Annotated in this window: 13 protein-coding genes; 11 read left to right on the top strand and 2 right to left on the bottom strand. The window is 43.8% G+C overall.

Annotation, left to right across the window (positions count from 1 at the left end; all coding sequences use genetic code 11):
- Window positions 1-148 precede the first annotated feature (148 nt).
- From GQF01_RS30260 to map, 3 genes are all read left to right on the top strand, one after another.
- Window positions 149-727 carry a hypothetical protein gene (locus GQF01_RS30260; protein ID WP_161410790.1) on the top strand — a complete coding sequence of 193 codons (579 nt, stop codon included), beginning with the start codon at window positions 149-151 and terminating at the stop codon, window positions 725-727.
- Between the two features lie 694 nt (window positions 728-1421).
- Window positions 1422-2024: a TetR/AcrR family transcriptional regulator gene (locus GQF01_RS30265; RefSeq protein WP_161410791.1), complete on the top strand. Its 603-nt coding sequence runs from the start codon at window positions 1422-1424 to the stop codon at window positions 2022-2024.
- Window positions 2025-2029: 5 nt separating this feature from the next.
- A complete protein-coding gene (gene map, locus GQF01_RS30270) occupies window positions 2030-2776 on the top strand; it encodes a type I methionyl aminopeptidase (protein ID WP_161410792.1) in 747 nt (248 codons plus the stop codon).
- 55 nt (window positions 2777-2831) lie between these two features.
- On the opposite strand, the gene GQF01_RS36050 is transcribed toward map, so the two are convergent.
- Both GQF01_RS36050 and GQF01_RS30285 read right to left on the bottom strand, forming a co-directional pair.
- Window positions 2832-3995, bottom strand: a complete 1164-nt coding sequence (locus tag GQF01_RS36050; protein ID WP_202556784.1) for an S-layer homology domain-containing protein — start codon at window positions 3993-3995, stop codon at window positions 2832-2834.
- A gap of 147 nt (window positions 3996-4142) precedes the next feature.
- Window positions 4143-4586 (bottom strand): carboxymuconolactone decarboxylase family protein, encoded by a 444-nt coding sequence (locus GQF01_RS30285; RefSeq protein ID WP_161410793.1) that lies wholly within the window; start codon window positions 4584-4586, stop codon window positions 4143-4145.
- Window positions 4587-4944: 358 nt separating this feature from the next.
- Here GQF01_RS30285 and GQF01_RS30290 point away from each other — a divergent pair, with 358 nt between their 5' ends.
- The 8 genes from GQF01_RS30290 (at window position 4945) to GQF01_RS30325 (ending at window position 22781) form a co-directional block, all read left to right on the top strand.
- Complete coding sequence (locus GQF01_RS30290) at window positions 4945-5970, top strand: peptidylprolyl isomerase (RefSeq protein WP_161410794.1); 1026 nt, start codon at window positions 4945-4947, stop codon at window positions 5968-5970.
- Between the two features lie 86 nt (window positions 5971-6056).
- Window positions 6057-12935: an S-layer homology domain-containing protein gene (locus tag GQF01_RS30295; protein WP_161410795.1), complete on the top strand. Its 6879-nt coding sequence runs from the start codon at window positions 6057-6059 to the stop codon at window positions 12933-12935.
- 276 nt (window positions 12936-13211) lie between these two features.
- Complete coding sequence (locus GQF01_RS30300) at window positions 13212-14840, top strand: extracellular solute-binding protein (RefSeq protein ID WP_161410796.1); 1629 nt, start codon at window positions 13212-13214, stop codon at window positions 14838-14840.
- A gap of 92 nt (window positions 14841-14932) precedes the next feature.
- Entirely contained in the window at window positions 14933-15844 is a 912-nt protein-coding gene (locus GQF01_RS30305) for an ABC transporter permease (protein ID WP_235960673.1), read from the top strand.
- Window positions 15845-15858: 14 nt separating this feature from the next.
- Complete coding sequence (locus GQF01_RS30310) at window positions 15859-16734, top strand: carbohydrate ABC transporter permease (protein WP_161410797.1); 876 nt, start codon at window positions 15859-15861, stop codon at window positions 16732-16734.
- Window positions 16735-16762: 28 nt separating this feature from the next.
- Window positions 16763-19261, top strand: coding sequence for an alpha-mannosidase (locus GQF01_RS36960; RefSeq protein WP_161410798.1), 2499 nt, complete (start codon window positions 16763-16765; stop codon window positions 19259-19261).
- A gap of 8 nt (window positions 19262-19269) precedes the next feature.
- A complete protein-coding gene (locus GQF01_RS30320; protein WP_161410799.1) occupies window positions 19270-20199 on the top strand; it encodes a dihydrodipicolinate synthase family protein in 930 nt (309 codons plus the stop codon).
- A 245-nt stretch (window positions 20200-20444) separates the two neighbouring features.
- Window positions 20445-22781, top strand: a complete 2337-nt coding sequence (locus GQF01_RS30325) for a helix-turn-helix domain-containing protein (protein ID WP_161410800.1) — start codon at window positions 20445-20447, stop codon at window positions 22779-22781.
- Window positions 22782-22925 lie beyond the last annotated feature (144 nt).

The following is a 22925-nucleotide window of genomic DNA, read 5'->3' on the forward strand; positions in this document are numbered from 1 at the left end:
CGATAGGAGCGATGACTGCAAGCAAGGGAGCTGCCGAGCGATCGGTTGCTTTTCAATTCGTCCCCTTGGACGAAAGGAGTTTTGCCTAATTCTGTCGAATTTGAATGAATATAGACTAAGTAGAGTTTAGAGTGCAGGGGGCGAAGACTTGAATCCGAAATTCAATCATCATAAGTTCAGTGTTAGAAAGCAGATCCTATCTTTAGTTGGTGCCAAAATCGATATTTTCGATGAGAATGAAAAGCCCATTCTCTTCTCGAAGATGAAAGCCTTCAAGCTGAAGGAAGACATCCGGATATACGGCGATGAAACGATGCAAGATTGTTTGATCACCATGCAAGCACGAAGCGTCATTGATTTCTCCTCCATCTTCGACGTAGTTGATGTTGAAACCGGGATCAAGATCGGCTCTTTGCGACGCAAAGGGATGAAGTCGATTCTTAAGGATGAATGGGCGATTTTGGACCCGAGTGAGTCAGTAATCGGATTAATTAAGGAAGATAATGTGCTGCTTGCCCTTTTGCGAAGATTCCTGACGAATTTGATCCCTCAGCATTATCATGTAGAAATGAACGGAACCAAAGTCGCCGAGTTCAAACAAAATTTCAACCCCTTCGTCCAAAAACTAAACCTGGATTTCTCGGCTGACAGTAGCGGCAAGCTTGATCGTCGCTTGGGTCTCGCCGCCGCGGTATTACTGATCGCCGTCGAGGGCAGTCAGGGATAAATAAATTATTTTGGCTCAACCAATAAAGGGGATTACAATGAACGAAGAAGACGTTAAGAGGCGTATTACGGATTACCAGCAGGCAGTAGGAGTGAATCCTCTTACTTGCGGAAACAATAGTCAACACGAGAAATTATACCCTAAAGTGCTTGAACAGGGGTTGGTTCTACTATGCCCTAATTGCAAGTATACGCAGACGTACATTCCTGATCTCTTTTTCGATGATGGATTTTACGATTGGCTACGGGGCATGAAGAACTTGAGTTAAACTCTACAGCCGGAGAGGGAATACCTGGAGATTCTCCTGTTAATCATAGTGCCGAAAGAGGCTATGGATAGTATACCTGGAGTTTCTCCTGTTAAATCAGCCGCTGGGCCCGATTTTAGGCGAAACTTGAGGAATTAGCGGGAGAATTTCCAGCTACTCGCCTAGAACCAACTGATTTATAACAAATTAGCTCCATTATTTCCAGTTATGAATTGGGAGAAGAGCACGGGGGAGGCGTCTGGGGAGCTAGCAGGCACTGAAGGGCCATATCAAGGAGTCAGTGATTTGATCACTGGCTTCTTTTTCGCTTTCTGGGATCAGGCTTTATCCGAAAAATAGACAATTGAAGTACTTGATCCTTACTTCTAAATGATGTATATTGTTTTTACATTGACATTACAGCAGGTCTAAAAAAGGAGTGGCGCTATGTCACCACGTACCAAAGAACAGAATGATGCGATCCGGGAGATGCGGATGGACCAAATTATGCAAGCGGCCGCGGAAGTCTATTTGGAGAAGGGCATTCAATTGGAAATACGCGATGTTGCGGTCAAGGCAGAGCTCGGCTACGGAACTGTGTATCATTACTACAAAAATAAGCACATGCTTTTGGAAGATTTACTGTGGGATGCTCTGAATCGAGTCGAGTCGGCTGTATTGCCTGCTAAGACGGGGGATGTTGGCAGTATGCTCAAAGCGGAGTCGTTCTCCAGGCTGCTCCTCACGAAGTGTGCCGAGGATCTTTCCGTATTTATTTTGCTTAAAACGGTGGCGGATAATTTCCATCACTTTCCGGGAAACCGGTTCAGCAAGCTGTTTGCCGATTTTCAGGAAAGGATCTATTTGCCGTTTGTGGAAATGGTCCGTGAAGGAATCGGCTCCAAAACTGCGGAGAAAACAGCTAATCTGATATTCGGCTCGCTTGTTGGCTACACAGCACTGAACATCCACCACCATATGCGCAGCGAGATGGATGTAGAAGGAATCGTCCATATGATTTTTTCGGGCATACAGTCAAAGGAGAGATGAATGCCATGGTCATCCTGAAATCGCGAACAGAAATTGAAGAAATGAGAAAAGCCGGGAGCATCGTAGCTGCTTTCCATCGAGCAATCGCAGGTATGATCAGGCCTGGTGTCACGACGCTCGATATCGAGTCGTTCGCAGTGAGATTCCTTAAGGATAATGGCGCCAAGGCTTATACGATAGGCTACAACGGCTATCCGTTTGCGACATGTGCGTCTGTCAACGACGTCATTGCACATGGTTTTCCGAACCAGAAGCCGCTCAAGGAAGGCGATATCGTCACAATCGACATCGTCGCGGAAGCAGATGGCTGGATCGGCGATTCAGGTTGGTGTTATGCTGTCGGCGAGGTGTCGGAAGAAGCCCGTAATCTGATGCGGGTAACGAAGGAATGCTTGTATCTCGGTATCGAAAAAGCTGTTGTCGGCAACCGAATCGGCGATGTGATGCACGCGGTTCAAACCCATGCCGAGCGCAATGGATTCTCGGTGGTGCGCGATCTGCTCGGTCATGGCGTAGGAAGAGAGATGCACGAGGAACCTAATTATATGCACGTCGGGAAGCCGGGCAAAGGGTTTCGTTTGAAGGAAGGGATGGTTTTCACAATCGAGCCGATGCTCAATGCCGGAAAAGCGATAATGACGATTGATGCCGACGGATGGACCGCCAGAACCGCTGACGGCTCGCTTTCGGCACAGTACGAGCATACCCTCGCAATTACGGCGGATGGTCCGATTATTTTGACCGAACAATAGCTTTCACATACAGCAAGGCTGCCGATTGATGTTGCATCGGCAGCCTTGTGTATGTTTATTTTTGATTAGCAATCGGTTGAATGGGATTACTCTTTAGAATATCTTCTACTTCTTGGTAGCCTTCTGGATAGGCAAAATTATAACGCGCCGGAAGCGCAAACACGTACTTGTCATTGCGGACTAGCTCGCTAGGACCGATTGGAGCTGCGCCGATATGGAATTTCTCCTGCTGGAGCTCATTCCATTGGTCGATGGTAAAGACGAGAATAGGGATATCCTGTCTCGGTTGTTCGGATGTCCATTCGGGATGACGAATGCTAATCTTCGCACCGCTTTCCACTTTGGTCTCACCTTGTGAATCCGCTATGGAAAGACCTTCCCACTTGTCGGATACAGTCGTGTAACCCTTCCAGCTGTCAGGGAGCGTGAAGCGGAAACCGTATTCGGTATTCTCATATACAATCGAATTGGCTTTAACTTGACCTGTTGGATCAACGACTGGTATCATCGGTTGGCTGTTTCCATCTCTTGGTACATCGCCAGTTGAACCGGATGCCGGATTCTGATTCGGAGCAGCATGGACGTACTTGAGCGCATTATAGATCATCTCAGCGGCTTGCGCGCGTGTAATATCCGCTTGTGGATGGAAATTGCCATCAGCGTCAAGCGATGTAATGCCTTTGTAAATAGCGGCTTGGATCGATCCGAGAGCGTCCTGGGTAATTTCGGCTTTGTCTTTGATCTCGATCGGCGGTAGCTTCATCATGTGCATAATATTGTGGCCTTCGAGCGCAAGGAGCAATTCTTTCGTAAAAGTTTCCTTCGTCCATTTCTGGTTTGGATCAAGATCAGCCTTAAGTTCCAAACCATTATTCGCCGCTATAATTAAGCTTTGCGCATACCAAGCATCATTGTTTGCTTTCGCAAAATAGTCGGTTGCCAGGGGCGCTTTAAAAAAACTGATAGCGCTGAGGTTCAGACCAAGCGCCTTGACGATCAATTGAACGCCTTGGGAGGCGGTTAATGGTGCGTTGGGCTGAAACAGATCGTTGCTGACTCCCGATACGAGACCTTGCGATTGCAGAGAAATAATTTTATCTTTGGCTGCAACCTGCTCCAAATCGGTGAACGTTGAGGCTGCTGCAAAACTTTGACCTGCTATGGAGAGAGACAAAACGGCAGCTGCGGATATGCTTAGAAGTTTTTTTCGTGATTTCAAGTTCTATCACCTCGTTGAGTTTTTGCTTTCAGTATCTCAGACGATTGACGGGCTGGAAAAGTTGCATTGTTTCATAATCAACGTACTTTCTCTAAAAGGGAGAGAGGATAAAAAAAGGAGACGTCCTATTGGACGTCTCTCAGTCTTTTACACACAACCAGGGAACATACCCGTAGCAATAGCAATCCGGTTCCAAGCATTAATCGTATTGATTGCCATAATTAGCGTCACATATTCCTGCTCATTAATGTGCTCCCGAACACGCGCATATGCGGCATCTGGAACTCCCTGCACAGAAATGGCCGTTACAAGTTCGGTAAGCTCTAATACTACGCGTTCGTGGTCCGAGTAGATGGGAGATTCGCGCCACACGCTAATCAAATGGATACGCTGATCCGTCTCCCCGAGACTTCTCATTTTCTGGGTGTGCATGTCAAGGCAATACGCGCAGCCATTGATTTGCGAGGCTCTTATTTTGATGATTTCGTATAAGACAGGATCCAGGCCGCTTTCTTTGATGAAACCTTCCAGTTTAAACATGGTTTGCAGAACCCCTGGGTTTGCTTTACTATGATGAATTCTTACTTCCATATGTATCTCCTCCATATTAGTTAAATGGTCGATCGCACATAGGACAATTTAATACGGGTTTTTGTGACACGCCATAAAGATCACAAAAAATATCAAGGTAATGACTAAAATTATCAATGAAAGCGTATTCTCTGATTTTGTAATATGTAGTTATACATAATGTACCTATCGTAGAGAAGTAATATAAACTTCTCCCGTTAATCTGGAGAAATTGATGCGAATCAGTTCCCAGTTTTTTTTTGAACGCCTCAGAAAATAATTCCAAATATGGATTTATTATTAGGCCTATCTATGAGCGAACAAGTATTGATGACTAAAGGTGCGTGTGAGTATGAAGCTAACTAAGAAGTATTTATTCGTGTCGCTTGCTTTTTTTGGAATACTTATCCTTATTTTCATGTATATCCTCATGACCAAACAAGGTGTCACCGAGCATGATCCTGCTTTGACTGTAAACAACGAGCCCATAGCTGCAGGTGAATTTCGGGCGCGACTATCCTACAATCACGTTGCCAAAACTTATAGCTATTTTAAGGACAAATATGGCGTAGATCCTGGGAAGGATTTTTGGACAACAACATATGGAAGTGGTGAAAGTCCAATCAGTTATGCAAGAGAAGCGACTTTAAACGATGAAGTTAGAACGAAAGTTCAGCAGATACTAATGAAGCAGAATGGCATTCTCACTGATATAAGCTATGAGGGCTTCTTAAAGAGTCTGGCGGATGAGAACCATAGAAGACAAGAGGCGGTGAAGAAAGGGCAGATTGTTTATGGGCCAACCCAATATGGCGAGAACGAATTTTTCGATTATCAATTTAGTAATAGCGTATTTAAGTTGAAAGAGAAACTATATGCGGGAAGTATCTCGGAAGATGATTTAAAGAGATTATACGAAAAAGACAGGGAAGAGAAATATCAGTTGCCAGATTATATCAAAATTCAAAAGATAGTCATCCCCTTCGGCAGTACAGAGAGGGAAAAACAGAAGGCCGAGCAGTCCATTACGCTAGCAAAAACAAGCCTTAATTCAGGAAGTGATTTCGAAAGTGTAGCTAAGCTGTACAGTGATAATGGTAAAGTATATGATCAGATTTTTGATGAGACGACCGCTAAGAGGGATGGAATCCTGTCTTCAGAGTTAATAACAATTGCTGCTACACTAGAAATCGCACAGGTAAGTAAGGTTATAGAAACAAGGAGCGAGTTCATACTCATGAAATGTTTGGATAAAAAGCAGGCTCGTTATCAAAGTTTTGAAGCTGTGAGAACGAAAGTGCAATCCGACTATATGGATAAGAAATATAATGCGTTGATAGATAAGCTTGTAGGAGAAGCGAATATACAAAAGAATGCAAGCGTATACAATCGGTTATTTCCATAGACATCAGCAGCTGGGAGTTTTGTAGATCTAAGTTTTCAACGGTCAACACCGTTTTTATATAATCAATATTTATGGAGGAATCATTCATGGTGAAAAAAAGTACTTGGTGTACGGTACTGGCTCTTCTTATGCTCGTCTATCCATTTCTTATGGCAGCGCCAAATTCCGTATCGGCATCGACATCAACATCGGCATCGACATCGACCTCGGCGGCAGGCACAATTTATTATGTAGACTCGGTTGGGGGCAATGATAGTAACAACGGCACTAGCACTGCAACAGCGTGGCAATCTCTAACCAAAGTGAATTCCGTAGACTCTTTTTCTCCTGGGGATAAGATTTTACTGAAAACAGGTTCGGTCTGGAATAGCCAGCATCTCAGCCCCAAAGGGAGTGGCGCAAGTGGCAATCCGATTGTTCTAGATACATATGGAACAGGGAATAAACCGATCATCAATGTAAATAAAACGGCTTTTGCGGGTGTTTATTTTGAGAATCAGGAGTACTGGGAAGTTAACAATCTTGAGATTACCAATTTTACTGGGACTTACGGTTCGGATAACTCGGGCACCTATGTAGGTGTTCATTTCCGGATTAAAAATAACGCCAATACGTTCAATCATCTTTATGTTCAAAATTGTTACATTCATGACGTTGATGGTAATCCGGCTTTGCACGACAACACGTTAGATAAGGCAACCGGGGGAATCAGTTACGTTGTTGAAGCTTGGGGCACATCGGATCTCGGTCACTTTAATGATGTCCTGATTCAGAACAATACGATCAAATATGTGTCCAAAACCGGTATTGAAGTAGCCTGGAGCTGGTACGCACAAAATAAACCGGAATACTACTCTACCAATGTCATCATCAGAGGCAATGTTTTTGACCATGTTGCAGGGGATACAGCTTTCTTCGCCCAGGTTTCCAACGGATTGGCTGAAGGAAACGTCAGTACTTACGGCGCGGATAGGGCAAACAATGTTGCGGTAGCTGGAATTTGGTCTTGGTCATCTAATGATATCACTTATCAGAAAAATGAAGTCGCTTACATTCAATATAAACCAAATGCAGGGGATTTGTCGGCTTGGGATTTTGACCTTTATAATGGCAACCAAATCTTTCAGTATAATTATAGTCATGGAAACGCAGGCGGTTTCATGCTGACAATGGATGGTATACAAAATACGAATATTGCAAGGTATAATATCTCTGCCAACGAGCCGGTACAAGCGCCTCACCACGGTTCTGGAACTAATCTCTGGTATTATAACAATGTGTTTTACAATGATACGGGAGTAATTACAGCGAGGTATGCATATAACAATGCTTTCGTTAACTGCACGGATTTGAGTTATATCAATAGATTTTGGGCTGACCACGATTACAATGCCTATTACAATTCAACAGTTATTTCAGAACCCAATGGCATATATACCGATCCGAAATTTGTTGATCCGAATCCAGGTGACGGGTTTAGTTCATTGGAAGGATTTAAACTTCAGCCTTCTTCTCCTCTTATTGACGCTGGAATGGTAATCAACGCTCCAGGCACACAAGATTTCTTCGGCAACCCCATCTATAATCAAGCGCCTGATATTGGTGCGTTCGAGATGCCAATTGTAGGTAACGCTGGCTTTGAAGCCGGGTCTCTAAGTCCATGGACTACGTGGGGGGATGTTGGAATTTCCAGTTCCAATGTTAGAAACGGAGATGCCAGTGTCCGAATAGGCGATGGCCCTGCTTCTGTTGAACAAGTCATAACGGTAAAGCCAAATACCACTTACATACTGAGTGGGTATGGAATGGCTCCTACGGGCCAACAACTAAACATCGGTGTCAAAAATTATGGCGGCGACGAAATCTCTACGCCAATTGCAAGTACGACCTATACGCAAGGTGAAGTAACCTTTACAACGGGAACAACGAGTACGACGGCAACTATTTATCTTTATCATCCTACAGGTTCAGGCAATGCTTACGTTGATGACATTTCAGTCTCTGAAAAAACAGATACCCTCAGGAATGGAAGTTTTGAATCCGAAGATTTAACACCATGGACAACTTGGAATGATGCAGCCATTTCATCGGCTAATGCAAGGACTGGAACATCTGCTGTACGTATTGGGAATGGGCCGGCCTCCGTCGAACAAGTCATATCGGTTAAACCGAATACGACATATATGTTAAGTGGTTACGCGATGGCTCCATCTGGCCAACAGATTCGCATTGGTGTCAAGAACTATGGCGGCACGGAGAAGTTTATACCTATTTCAAGCGCAAATTACACAAATGGCAATGTAACCTTTACCACGGGCCTTGGTAGTTTCCAAGCGACCATATACCTCTATCATCCATCAGGTAGTGGTAATGCCTATGCGGATGACATTACGGTAACGGAATCTGATGCTGGAGTCAGCGGTACATTGGTCAATATTGAGGGAACCGGTTCGGGAAGAATTTTTGAAGGAGAGGGAGTAATAAGCGGAGGAGGAGGAAACACGAAACTTCTCATTGATTATCCGGAGCCATATCGCAGTGATATTCTGGATTATCTGTTCAAACCTAATTTCGGAGCTTCTTTTCAGGAACTTAAAGTGGAAATCGGAGGAGATATTAACTCAACGAGTGGAACAGAGCCCAGTCATGCAAGGACTAGAGCAGAAAATGCCAATCCGAATATGACACGCGGATATGAAACTTGGCTTATTAACGAAGCTAAAAAGCGAAATCCCAATATTAAGCTTTCAGGATTGCAATGGGGAGCGCCAGGTTGGGTAGGAAATGGAAATATATGGTCGCAGGATAACGCGGATTATCTCGTAAGTTATATTAAGGGATTAAAAAGCGTTTGGGGCTATGATTTGGATTATATTGCCGGGAATCAAAACGAACAACCTAATGGAACATCACAGCAGGCCAGAGACTACATTGTAAATATTTTAAGGCCTACATTAGATAATAATGGCCTTTCACACGTTAAGATCGTAGCACCTGACATATTAAGCGACAATTGGGCATTTGCCGACCAAATCGTCAATGATCCAGCTTTAAAAAGTGCGGTTGCAGCAATTGGCTATCACTATGTGAATAGCTCATCTACGTATAATGCTCAGAATAGCGGATTGCCGATTTGGGAAAGCGAAGGCTGGACCGGTATTGGTGATTGGAATGGCTCATTAAATCTAGCAAAGGAACTCAATCTCAACTATATTAACGGCAAGCTTACGAAGACAAATATATGGCACGCGATTAGCTCGCAATACAATAATACGAGTTGGGCGCATTCGGGTATTATGGAAGCTAATACGCCATGGTCAGGTTATTATTTGGTGCAGCCTGCTGTTTGGGCAGCCGCCCATACAACGCAATTTGCACAACCAGGGTGGAAATATCTGGACAGCGGCAGCGGAGTCGCAGCAGGAGGTACCTCCTATGTGACATTCAAAAAACCTAACAGTAGTGACTACAGTATAGTACTTGTAACAGGCAATTCTCCAGAATCAATGACTTTTAACCTGTCTGGAGGACTTTCTACGGATGCTGTTCATGTCTGGAAATCAAACAGCAGTTCTCAGTTTGTACAACAAAGCGATATTCAGGTAAATGGTGGCTCGTACTCTATTAATCTTGAGGCCAATTCCATCTATTCATTGACAACTACGACGGGCCAACAGAAAGGTACTGCTGTAAATCCAATACCTGCTAATAGTCCGTTTGGTGACAATTATAGTGAAAATTTTGAAAGCTACGCTACAGGTAAAACACCAAAGTATATGTACGATATAGAAGGGGCATTCGAAGTAAGCGACAGCTATGGAGGCGGAACTGGCAAGACGTTGCGTCAGGTCATTCTAAAACCGCAAATTCCATGGAATAGCTGGGGCAATTATCCAAATCCAAGTACATTTACTGAATTCGGAGACTTAAATTGGCAGAACTATGATTACAGTGTTGATACACTCATAGAAAATTCTGGTGCGGTAAGTATTTACGGCAGGGTGGGTACTGCTTTAGCCGGTGGAAATGTCAATGACTACAAAGGCTATAGGCTCAGTACGTATAGTAACGGAAAATGGTATCTAAGCTATGGAGATCCGTATACCTATGAGACTGGCAACGATATCGTTCTTGCAACAGGAACAGTTGCTGGCATTTCAGCGAATACATGGCACAATTTGAAGCTATCTTTTATGGGAACGAGTATAAAAGCGTACGTTGATAACAATTTGGTCGCTTCGGTCTCTGATAGTAGACGAGGAAGTGGCATGGCGGGCTTAGGCAGTGGATGGAATCAAGCGCAGTTCGATAACATTCAATTCTTGTTCAAAAAAGTAGTGAATGATAATGACACCGGTTCAGGCATCGAGCAATTCGAATACAGTCCAAGCTGGGGCTATACCTCATATGAGTCTGGAGCGTACAGTAATGACAATCACTATTCGAACACGGCCGATGCTTATGCACTCCTGCGTTTTAAAGGTTCCAAAGTTCAGCTATATGGGGCTAAAAATAATAATCAGGGGATTGCGGCCATTTCCATCGATGGCGGACTAGAAACGATGGTCGACACGTATGCCCCATCAAGATCGGACCAGCAGTTGCTTTTTGAAAGTGACAATTTGGGGAATCAGGAGCATGTGCTGAAAATCCGCGTCAAGGGTCAGAAAAATGCCAGCGCAAGCAATACCTACTTGTCGTTGGATCGTGCAGATATTAAAAGTGAAGAGGCAGGCGGTGATTTGCAGGTTCAATCAATCACGATCACAAGCCCATCGGATTCGATAAGCGTAAAGGGCGGAAGTCTTGCGCTAAACGCAGTGGTGCTTCCAGCAAATGCTACGAACAAGACCGTGACATGGGATGTTTATGAAGCGGATGGCAGTACCGACACGGATAAAGCGTTCATTCAATCGACTGGTTTGCTGACAGGCTTGAAGGACGGGATTTTGAAACTCGTTGCAACCGCAACGGATGGTTCGAACATCCAGGGGGAGAAGATCATTACCATTTCCGGGCAAAATCTAAACCCTGATCCAGGTACTGAATCCGTAGGTGTTGCTTCCATTAATGTTACAAGCGCAGCGGACATGATCAGTATGAAAAGTGGCAGCCTTCTATTAGGCGCGGTAGTACTTCCAGTAAATGCTACGAACAAGACCGTGACATGGGGTGTTTATGAAGCCGATGGCAGTACCGACACGGATAAAGCGTTCATTCAATCGACTGGCTTGCTCACAGCCTTGAAGGATGGGATCGTGAAAGTCGTTGCAAGCGCAACAGATGGTTCGAACATCCGTGGGGAGAAAACCATTACAATTACTGGGCAAAATCTAAACCCTGATCCAGGTACTGAATCCGTAACTGTTGCTTCCATTAATGTTACAAGCGCAGCGGCCACGATTAGCGTGAAAGGCGGTAGCCAACGATTAAGCGCGGTGGTGCTTCCGGTAAACGCTACGAACAAGACGGTGACATGGGCTGTTTATGAAGGCGATGGTAGTACAACCACGGATAAAGCGAGCATCGATTCGACAGGTTTGCTCACGGCTTTGAAGGATGGGACCGTGAAAGTCGTTGCAACCGCAACGGATGGTTCAGCCGTTTTTGGGCATAAAGTGATTACGTTATCCGGACAAAATAATGTGCCAGGTCCTGGGTCTAACTCGGGTTCCAGTAGCTCTAGTGGTTCAACCTCTAACACTAACGTTCCAGTGAAACCTCCACTTACAGAAGATCCAAGCCGTTATGTGCCGGGTGCAAAGGAAGTTCGGATGAATCCAGAGAAGGATGGGGCAACTGTCATCATTGATCGTGAACGACTGCTGCAGAAGTTAGAAGATCTTCACTTAAAAAAGGACACGGATAACCCTGTACTCCATATTTACGTGCCAGGCACTCATGCTTCTAATACCGTAGAGCTGCCGCTGGATATCCTGCAAGACAGTCTGAAGGAAAACCCAGGAACAATTGTGACTATTCATAGTCCATTCAGTACTTATGATCTGCCGCTTTCCATACTAAACCTCGCTGGTGTAGAACGTATGGATGCCGGTGCAACGCTGATCATCGTAATGAATAAAGCGATAAGTCAGGATGAAGAGCAATTTCAGCAAGCCATCTCAGACAAGGGTTTAAAACAAGTAAGCGAATTGATTGATTATAAAATCATTCTGAAATCTAAGGATAAAGAAGAAGAGATTCATCATTTTGGAGATACATTTGTTAAACGCACGATAGTAATAGATGGTGTTAACCAAGATCCATCAACTGCTACCGCAGTTGTATTCGATCCGATCACCAAGGAAATGAAAGTTGTGCCAGCCGTATTTACGGTGAGCAATGGGAAGACAGAAGCAACCATTATCCGTAATACGAACAGTATGTACGCCATCGTTCAGAACAAGAAAACATTTGAAGATATGACGGGGCACTGGGCACAGAAGGATGTTGAAATGTTAGCGTCCAAAATGATTATCAATGGCACATCGGATCATACGTACACGCCTGAGATGCAAGTGACTCGAGCTCAGTTTGCAGCACTTCTCGTAAGAGGGCTGGGGTTATCGACCGAAACGATGCCAGCTGTGTATTCAGATGTTGCTGCTACCCAGTGGTATGCCGCAGAAGTAAATACAGCCGCTAAACATGGCTTGGTTCAAGGTACAGCCGCAGGCATCTTCAGCCCGGATCAACTGATTACGAGGGAGCAGATGGTCGTTATGCTGATGAAAGCTGTAGCTTTTGTGCAAGGAGCAGCAAAAACGGATGCAGCAGCTACTGGGCAATTCGCAGATGGAGATCAAATATCAGACTATGCCCGTAAGGCAGTAGCAGAAGCCGCTAACAAAGGATTGGTGCATGGGAAAACAGAAACTACCTTCGCTCCGCAAGATGTAGCTACTCGCGCAGAGGCAGCGGTAACTATCAAACAAGCTTTGCAGTATTTGAAATTGATTAATTAGTAGTTATTTAAGATTGATGTGCCGGCTCAGCGTAAGTTGAGTCCGGCACATTTTTCTTTTGTCCCAGAATGGGCATAGTCATTCTAGGCCATTTTCAACGCGGCGATTCCTGCTGAGACACCTTAGCGACTTTTTGCATCATAGCGGAGAAATGAATCATCGCGCCATAAGCGGAAAAACGGCACTTTAAACGCCGAATTGGACGTTCATCTGCGCGAAAATGGTGTGCTATGATCCTCGTGTAAGGCAATCCAATTACATGGGAGGATTCATTCGATGAAATCAAAAAAGGGGATTATGGCAGTAACGGGCTCATTGCTTGTGCTATCAAGTGTGCTTAGCGGTTGTGGAAGCAGTTCAACCACTTCACCGACTTCAACTAATAATTCTTCGACTCCGGCATCTACTTCCGGTGCGGCAAGCACGCCAGCAGCGGCCCAACCACTATCACTGACTTGGATGAGGTACGAACATCCTTCGCAAGCTATTGTGGCTAATTCAAAAGCCGTTCAGGAAATTGCAAAGCGTAAAAATGTCAAACTAAATCTTCAAAGCGTCCCTCAAAGCAACTACGATGATAAGAAGAAAACGTTGATCGCAACGAATACGCTGCCTGATGTCATGCTTGTCAAACAAGACGATATTCAGAACTTTGCCGACACGGGAACCTTTCTTGATTTGACTCCATATTTGGACAAAATGCCTAACCTGAAGAAGGTCATTTCCCAGCAGCCAGAGATCAATAAAAACAAAATTGACGGGAAGCTGTATGGATTCCCGCTTGTAGCAAATTGGCAGGGGGTTGGCGGCCAGCTTTCGATGATTCGTATGGATGTGCTTGACAAGTTAGGGTTGAAAAAGCCCACGACTTACGATGAATTATATCAAGTGATGAAGAAAATGAAAGAAGCGAATCCGGATTCCTATCCGTTCACGGCTCGAGCTGCCAATGGGCTTACAGGGACAGAAAACCTGATCAATCCAATATCGTTCGCATTTGGTAGCGGTTACACAACGTTTAACGGTACGAAAGTCTATTACGAGCCGAAAGATAAAACTTATAAATTTGGTCCAGCGATGCCAGAGTTCAAAGAGGCCATTACATGGTTGAATAAACTGTACAAAGAAAAACTGCTTGATCCGGATTATGCTACGGCTACATCGCAAATTTGGCAAGAGAAGCTAAACTCGGGCAAATCCTTCTATTTCCAAGATAATAATGGCTTTGCCAGCACGTTTAATATTAATTTGCAGAAGAAGGATCCGAGTGCGAAGTTTGATATGTTGGATACGATGACAACACCAAGCGGAGCAAAGCGGAACCTTATCTACGCACTTGGCCACTTGTCGGAATCGTATGTCATTAATGCCAAAGTAAAGAATCCTGAACAGGTTGTTCAGTTCATGGATTGGTTCTATTCCCAAGAGGGAATCGAGGTTACAAACTTCGGCAACAAAGGGGAAGATTTCACGGGTGAAAACGGCGATTACAAATTGACTGACGCTGTTGTGAATAAATATAAGGACAGACAGCCAAGTGCGTTTTATGCGCTGCAATCGGAGTATGGCACTGGCTACCTGGGTCTTGGTCTGAATAATGACGATCACGCTGGTTTGCCGTTTAATACGAAGGAATGGGTAGATTGGAACACAAAAGCATCCAAAGGCTTGGCAGCAGGCGAAAATGTTCAATTCGTTAACGACCCGCCATTTACCAAAGATGAGCGTGAGAAGCTGAAACAAATCCGAACACAGCTTGACGCTTACCTGGCTCAAAACATGGATAAATTCATTGTGACAGACGGTGCCCTCAAGGATTGGGATAACTTCGTTAAACAACTCAAAGCAAAAGGGGCAGATGATATTGTCAAAATCTATAACGATGCCTTAACCCGCGTGAAATAACGCGCAAAATTCCGTTCATATAGTGAGAGGGCAGGTTGCTTAGGCATACCTGGCAGCCTGTCCCTTTATTTTCCCGAAAGGAGAGGGGATCGTTGATACCAGCTGTTGAGATCAAAAAGAATATCCGCAAGAGCATGCCACTGTATCTCATGTTTTTATTACCGTTTGTGTATTTTGTTATCTTTCATTATGCACCCATGGTTGGGAATCTCATGGCATTTGAAGATTATTCGATCGTCAAGGGTTTCTTTCATAGCCCTTGGGCAGGGACGAAATATTTCCGCCAATTTTTGACGGATCCATATTTCTGGCAAGTGGTTCGCAACACCGTACTGATCAATTTGTATTCTCTTATTTTTTACTTCCCATCCTCACTGATATTCGCGTTGTTGCTAAACGAACTGCAGCAGAAAGTTTTCAAAAAGTTTATTCAAAGTATCACTTATATTCCGCATTTTCTGTCTACCGTAGTAGTCGTAGGTATGTTGGTTAACTTTCTCTCTATCGATGGGCTAATTAATGAAGTAGTTAAGCTTTTTGGTGGGGAAGCGAAGACATTCATGTCCATGCCGCAGTGGTTCCGAACCATTTATGTGGGCTCCGAAATCTGGCAAGGAATTGGTTGGAACTCCATTATTTATTTGGCGGCGTTGACCACGATCGATCCACAACTTTATGAAGCGGCAACGATGGACGGGGCAAATCGATGGCGTAAATTACTGCACATTACATTACCTGGGATTTCAACCGTTGTTACGATTATGCTGCTTTTAACGTTGGGCAAAATGCTTTCGGTCGGATTCGAGAAAATTTTATTACTGTACAGCGGTCCTACTTATGAAACGGCAGACGTTATCCAAACGTTTGTTTATCGCCGAGGGTTGATTGACAGTGATTTTAGCTTCGCTGCGGCTGTGGGTATTTTCCAGTCTGTACTGGCCTTTGCGCTTGTTATTTCAGCGAATCAAATTTCCAAAAAATTGAATGGATCCAGGTTGTTCTAGCAGGAGGAATTGAGATGCGACTTCGTAACTTACCTTTTTTCGATACGATTAACATGATTTTTATGCTGCTAATGATCTTTGTTACTTTGTATCCGCTCTATTATATGGGGATTATTTCTATTAGTTCAGGATCATCGGTTAGCAGTGGTGAAGTGTTTTGGCGACCTATAGAGATTAATTTTAAAGCTTACAATGTCATTTTTAATGATCCTGCGATTGTGCGCTCCTATGGAAATACCATCTTCTATACGGTCGGCGGTGTACTTGTTAATTTAATTATGACGGCTCTTTGCGCATATCCTTTGTCCCGTAAGCATATGTATGGACGTTCCGTTCTTGCTTTGTTTGTTGTATTCACGATGTTCTTCGACGGTGGTCTTATCCCGCGGTACATGGTGGTTCATGCGCTGGGAATGGTTAATACGATCTGGGCTATATTAATTCCGACAGCGATCAATGTTTTCAACATGATTCTGATGAGAACATTTTTTGAAGATATTCCAGAAGCGCTGCACGAGTCTGCGATTATGGACGGCGCAGGAGAATTTCGAGTTTTCACCAAAATTGTGCTGCCGCTCTCTTTACCTGTTATGGCGACCATGTTTCTATTTTACGCAGTGGCACACTGGAACAGTTTCTTCCCAGCACTCATTTATTTAAATGAGAAGAATCTGTACCCGATGCAAATCATCTTGCGTAATATCGTCATTTCGGGAGATATGGCTACACAATCCGCCCAGCTTGGGGCGGCAGAAGCAGGAATGGCTGTCATGACGGAAAATATTAAGTATGCCTGTGTTTTTGTTGCCATCTTACCCGTGCTTGTCATATACCCGTTTGTCCAAAAATACTTTGTACAAGGGGCAATGCTAGGCTCTGTGAAAGGGTAAATATTTCTCAAAAGGGGATGAAATTGCTGTGGAAACGAAGCTTCATTTAATAGGAAATGCCCACTTGGATCCAGTATGGCTATGGCGCTGGCAAGAGGGATATGCGGAGATCAAAGCGACTTTTCGTTCTGCGTTGGACCGATTGAACGAGTACCCTGATTTTGTATTTACTTGTGCTTGCGCAGCGTACTACAAATGGGTGGAAGAGAATGCTCCTGAGATGTTTGCCGAAATGAAGCAGCGTATTGCTGAAGGACGCTGGGTCATCACAGGCGGTTGGTGGATACAACCGGACTGCAATTTGCCGTCTGGCGAATCGTTCGCACGCCACAGTTTATATGGGCAACGCTATTTTATGGGGAAATTCGGAGTAATGGCGCGGGTCGGATACAACGTGGATTCGTTCGGTCACCATGGTATGATGCCCCAGCTTCTCAAGCAAGGCGGGATGAACGCGTACGTATTTATGCGTCCAGGAGCACACGAAAAGACGCTGCCGCACGATTTATTCTGGTGGGAATCAGAAGATGGCAGCCGCGTGATGACGTTCAGGCTAGCTGACAGTTACGGTAATTGGGCGAGTAATGGCATGGAAGACAAGCTAAGTAGTCACAGAGCTATGGCAGTAGCAAGCGGGCATGCCTTCATGTCCTTCTACGGTGTTGGCAATCATGGCGGGGGACCGACCATTCAGAATCTCGAACTTATTCATAAGCTCCAAGAACGACCGGACATGGACGGCATCGAGCTTAGTTCTCCGAATCGATATTTCTCTGAAATGAAGCAGATGAATCCGGATATTCCCGTCATTAAAGATGAAATGCAGATGCATGCCATCGGGTGTTATTCAGCGCACTCGGAATCCAAAGCCGCGAACCGTAAAGTAGAGCACCAGATGCTGACTGCTGAGAAAATGTCTTCCTTGGCTAATTTGATGAGAGGGCTGCCGTATCCTATGGAAGCGCTTAACCGGGCGTGGGAGAACGTGATGTTTAATCATTTTCACGATATTATGGGCGGCTGCAGTATTAAGGAAGCTTTCGATGATGTTCGCGATTTCTATGGCGAAGCATTTAGTATAGGAGCAAAGGCAATTAATGCTGCTCTTCAGAAGATCTCTTGGTCGATAAATACGATGAAACCGGGGATTAAATCATTAAACAAAGAGAAGGACTGGCAGCTCTGGGAGCAAGATGATCTAGGGTCACCACTCGTGGTGTTTAACCCCTTATCGTGGGACGTCGAGGCGTCCATTGTAATTAACAAGAAGCTGGCTGGAGTGACAGATGCTGCAGGCAGTCCGCTGCTGATTCAAACGGTTAGGGCATCTCGGACAAATACAAGTGATAAATGGGACACCTTCATAAAGGGGAGAATCCCGGCTTTTGGTTACCAAGTATTTTGGGGATATCGGGATAAAGCTTTCGATATCGTTCAGCCAACTAATGCTGTCAGGGCAGAGGGTGGCACGCTGGAAAATAGTCAGTTAAGTATTGAGATTGATCCAACTACGGGGTATATCCGTCGTGTGACGGATAAGCGCAGTGGCGGTAGAGAAGTATTAGCCGGCGACGGAGCAGTGCCAATTGTCTTGGATGAGACGCACAGTGATACTTGGGGTCACGGTCTTACGAACTATCGTGAGGAGCTAGGGCAATTTGGCAACGCTGAATTGAAGGTGCTTGAGAATGGACCGCTGCGAGCGACAATAAGGGTAACTAGCTATTATGGAGCTTCTGTGCTTCGTCAGGATATCAGCTTATTGCATGACAGCACAGATGTGCATGTCAAGGTAAGACTGGACTGGAGAGAACAGCACAAGATGCTGAAGCTTGCCTTTCCCGTTCATGTGGAGCAGCCACGTGCGGTGTTTGAAATTCCGTATGGCTTCATTGAACGGCCAACTAATGGAAACGAAGTGCCTGGGCAAATGTGGGTGAATGTATCAGGCAACAAGCCAGATGCGACGGAAAACATGGAGCCGGCTACGTTCGGTCTTTCTTTGATTAACGATGCCAAATACGGATACGATGTGCAAGGCAATGAACTAAGGATGACAATAGTACGAAGTCCGATTTATGCCGACCATTTTGGCGAACGTGATGAACAAGTTGAGTTTATGGACCAAGGTGTACAGGAATTTGCTTATGTACTCTCACCTCATAGCGGTACTTGGCAAGATAGTGGAGTTGTACGGAAAGCTTACGAGTTACATAATCCGTTGCTGCAAGTCTGGGAAACGTATCATGAAGGGGATTTGCCGCAAATTTCGGAGGGGATTTCCATCACGTCAGACCATGTTATTGCTGTGGCCTTCAAACCGGCAGAAGACGGGAATGGCTGGATTCTTCGCTGCCAGGAAGCTTACGGGAGAGAAGTAGAGACAGAACTATGCTTGTCAGCCTTGAACCGCAAGTGGCGGAGCACCTTTGGCAGATGCGAGATTAAAACTTTTTTCATCCCTTGCATGCTGCACGAGTCGATTGAAGAAGTGAATTTTATAGAAATGAAACCTATGGAGGAGTAAGAGAGCTAATGAAAATTAACAACCCTAACGGCGTATGGCCCACAATGATTACTTTATACAAGGAGTCTGGAGAAATAGATTTTGATGCGATGGGACGTATGGTTGAGTGGTTTATTCAAAATAAGGTGGACGGCTTATTTGCTGTCTGTCAGTCAAGCGAGATGTTTTTCTTGAGCTTGGAAGAACGTGTGAATCTTGCCGCTTTTGTCGTGGAGAAGGCAGCGGGAAGGGTTCCCGTCATTGCGTCGGGGCACATCTCGAACGCAATTGAAGACCAAGTTCGGGAATTGTGTGCGATATCAGAAACCGGAGTCGAGGCCGTTATTCTGATTTCGAACCGATTGGCAGACGAAGATGAGTCTGATGAGGTGTGGATGGATAACGCTCAGAAGCTCATCGAGCAACTTCCGGAGCATATTGCGTTCGGCATCTATGAATGTCCATTTCCCTATAAGCGATTACTTACACCGTCCGTATTGAAATGGTGCGCGGATACCGGAAAATTCTTCTTCTTGAAGGATACCTCGTGTGATATCGAAATGATCAAAGAAAAATTGGAAGTCATTGAAGGAACTTCACTAAAGCTATTTAATGCTAATACTGCTACTCTCTTGGAAACATTGAAGTTGGGTGCTAATGGTTACAGTGGAGTTATGGCCAACTTTCATCCAGATCTGTATGCTTGGCTTTTACATAACTGGGAGAGTCATCCTGAAGAAGCGCAACATTTGAGCGATTTGCTGAGTGTCGCTTCATTTATTGAACGACAGTTATATCCCATTAACGCCAAATATTATCAAATGAAGGAAGGAATCAGTTCGAATTATTACTCGCGTGCGCGAAATCATGCTGAGTTTACAGCTACGAATCAACTAGAAGTCGATAAGTTATATCGTCTTTCCAAGGAGTTAGCTAAGCAATTTCCTAACCATAATTGAACCCTAAGCAGGAAGCACAATACCGTGCATCCTGCTTATCCTTTTATGTTCACCTGATCGATGTCTTTGCTTCTATTGTCCAATACTCTCCCTGTAGACAACGTACTCCCTCTTCCAAACCTATCTATCCCCGCGTTGGGGAATTTTTTGGCCGTAAGAAGAAGGATTCATGTAGAATGATTAGAATACTAGTAACTGAAACCGCTTACTATAAATGGGGGAGCGCTCATATTGGGGGAGTACACTTGAATTGGAAACACTTGAAGCAAACGTTGAATAAAAATAGATTATTCTTTAAGATTCTTCTTTATTTCCTTTCTTTACTGATCCCAATTGTCATCCTTGGCGTTATAGCCTATTTTAATGCCAATCAATTAATTAAGAAGGATGTCTCAGGGAAGCTTACGGATAATTTGACTGCATCCTACAAGACCATTGATATCTATTTAGGTATGGCACAGTCAACCAACAACAGCTTACTGCTTAGTGATACGATCCAACAATATTTACGGCCGTATCCCTTACTAACCGATGAAGAGAAAATTAAGTTGCCATCGATTGTGAGATCCATTGCGGGGAATCGGAATACGATAAGTCACTTTGTCGACAATATCTTTCTATTTGTGGATGATCAGCGCGTTTATTTTAGTGACGGCATGGTTGACTTTGATGTATTCTTTGACACATTTTATAAATTTGATAGTTACGATAAGGATTTCTGGCGACAACAATTACACCAAAGCAGCTTGTTCGAATTACTGACACCAACGAGAGTGGCTAACCCTAATATGAATACGAACCGTGATGTCATTCCCAGTGTGACAACGCAATATTTAAATGGACATTTGGCAACGATGGTGACAACCATATCTATCCCTACGATCGTTACTACGCTACAAAATAACTCGATTTACTCGACCACCAAATATATCGTAATGGATAAAAATAATCAGATTATCTTACAAAGCAGCGGTTTAGAAGATAGTGAAAAGGAGCAGATTGTTGCTCGCTTTTCTAAGGACAAAGCAAGTAACGAAGCGTTTAACATCGGTCAAGAGCAGAACTGGATTGTTCAAACAACCTCCGAATACGGGTGGAAGTATTATTCAATTACGCCGGTAAGCTCTTTTAACCAGGAGTCTTCTAGCATTTTTAGTTTGATCATCTGGATCTGCATCAGTTTAATCATTATTGGCATCGCTTTTTCTGCCATATTTAGCGTTCGGCTTTACAACCCGATCAAAAATATCAGAGATATTTTACAAAAAACAGAACGAATAGATGAAGGGAATCAAGAGACTCCACGCAGTGGCGAACTTCAAAGGATTGGAAATAGCGTCAGTCAATTGATCCAGCTACATAAGGATGCGAATATTAAAATTCACACCTTTTCAGAGGAAATTCTCGAGCAGTTTTTCATAAATTTAATTAAAGGGGTTCGAGGAGGGCAGCCTTACGCTGTTAACCAGATACTAAAAGAAATTGATTTTCATACAGGCAGTTATTTATGCTGCTGCTTTGTGTTTATGTTCAGGGATAAATTTTATCATGACATTCTGGAAGCAGATCGCTTATTAATTTTTGAAAAGATGAAGAATGTGCTTTGGGGCATTATGAAGAAATACGTGAATTGTTATTTGGTGGAATATGAGCCCTACTTATATGTTTGCATGGTCAATTTGAAAAGTGAGGCAGACCGTGGACAACTAGAACAAGCTTTAGAAATGATTGGAATGACGTTTGCTTACGACACTATGTATTGCGAATTAATTATTGGTTTAGGAAAACGATATGACAAGATTGAAGACTATTCCAAATCTTATAGTGATGCCATAACGGCCATAGATAAGCGAACAGACTCATCCAAGACGGTAATCGTTGATGCTGCACATTTGGATATCGATCAGAATTACTATTATTCCTTTCTTGATGAGACCAAAATCGTAAATAAGCTAAAGTCAGGTGATAGAGAAGGTTTAAGGGTAGAACTGGAAGGGATTATTGGTTTGAATAAAGCAAGAGGTGTTTCTTATCACTTTCTAGGGGCTTTGCTTGTGGAGTTCTTCCATACAGGTAATCGTTATTTGACAGAAAAAGGACTTCGGATGAATGACTTTCTTGAGGATAATGAACATGATTTCTTGAGTCATAAGGAGCTTTTGCCGACTGAGTTTGATGTAAGACTGAAAATGATTTTTGAGTTTTACAACAAAATGATCACAGAAACGTTGTATAAACCTGAAAGCAAATCAGGAGCCGTTGTTTCTCTTATCACGGCTTATATTGAGAAGCATTATGAAAAAGATTTATATCTAGAGGTGATTGCAAACGAGATCGGGCTTTCTGCCAAATATGTATCTAGGATGTTTAAAGAGACGACAGGGACTAATATCTCGGACTATATTAGCTTAATTCGGATTGCAAAAGCGAAGGAATTGTTGGCCCAAACGGATATGAAGATTAGTGATATTGCTGATCAGATCGGCATTTTCAGTCGCACAACCTTTTTGCGTTTATTCAAAAAACATGAAGGCATTTCACCGAATGAATATCGACATGTTCATGCGATGAAGCAGAAATAGGATGAAAGTGGACGATTACTGCAAGGTGGAAGAATGAATCATGGAGATGCAAGTGGAATAATGAATCATCTCATGCTGATTTGGTTCTTTTAAAGCGAGGCAGGTAGCTTATACAATAAAAATGGCCAGAACAAATCCAGGTTA

The organism is Paenibacillus silvestris, from assembly GCF_009882985.1.
GTDB classification, from domain to species: Bacteria; Bacillota; Bacilli; order Paenibacillales; family NBRC-103111; genus Paenibacillus_E; species Paenibacillus_E silvestris.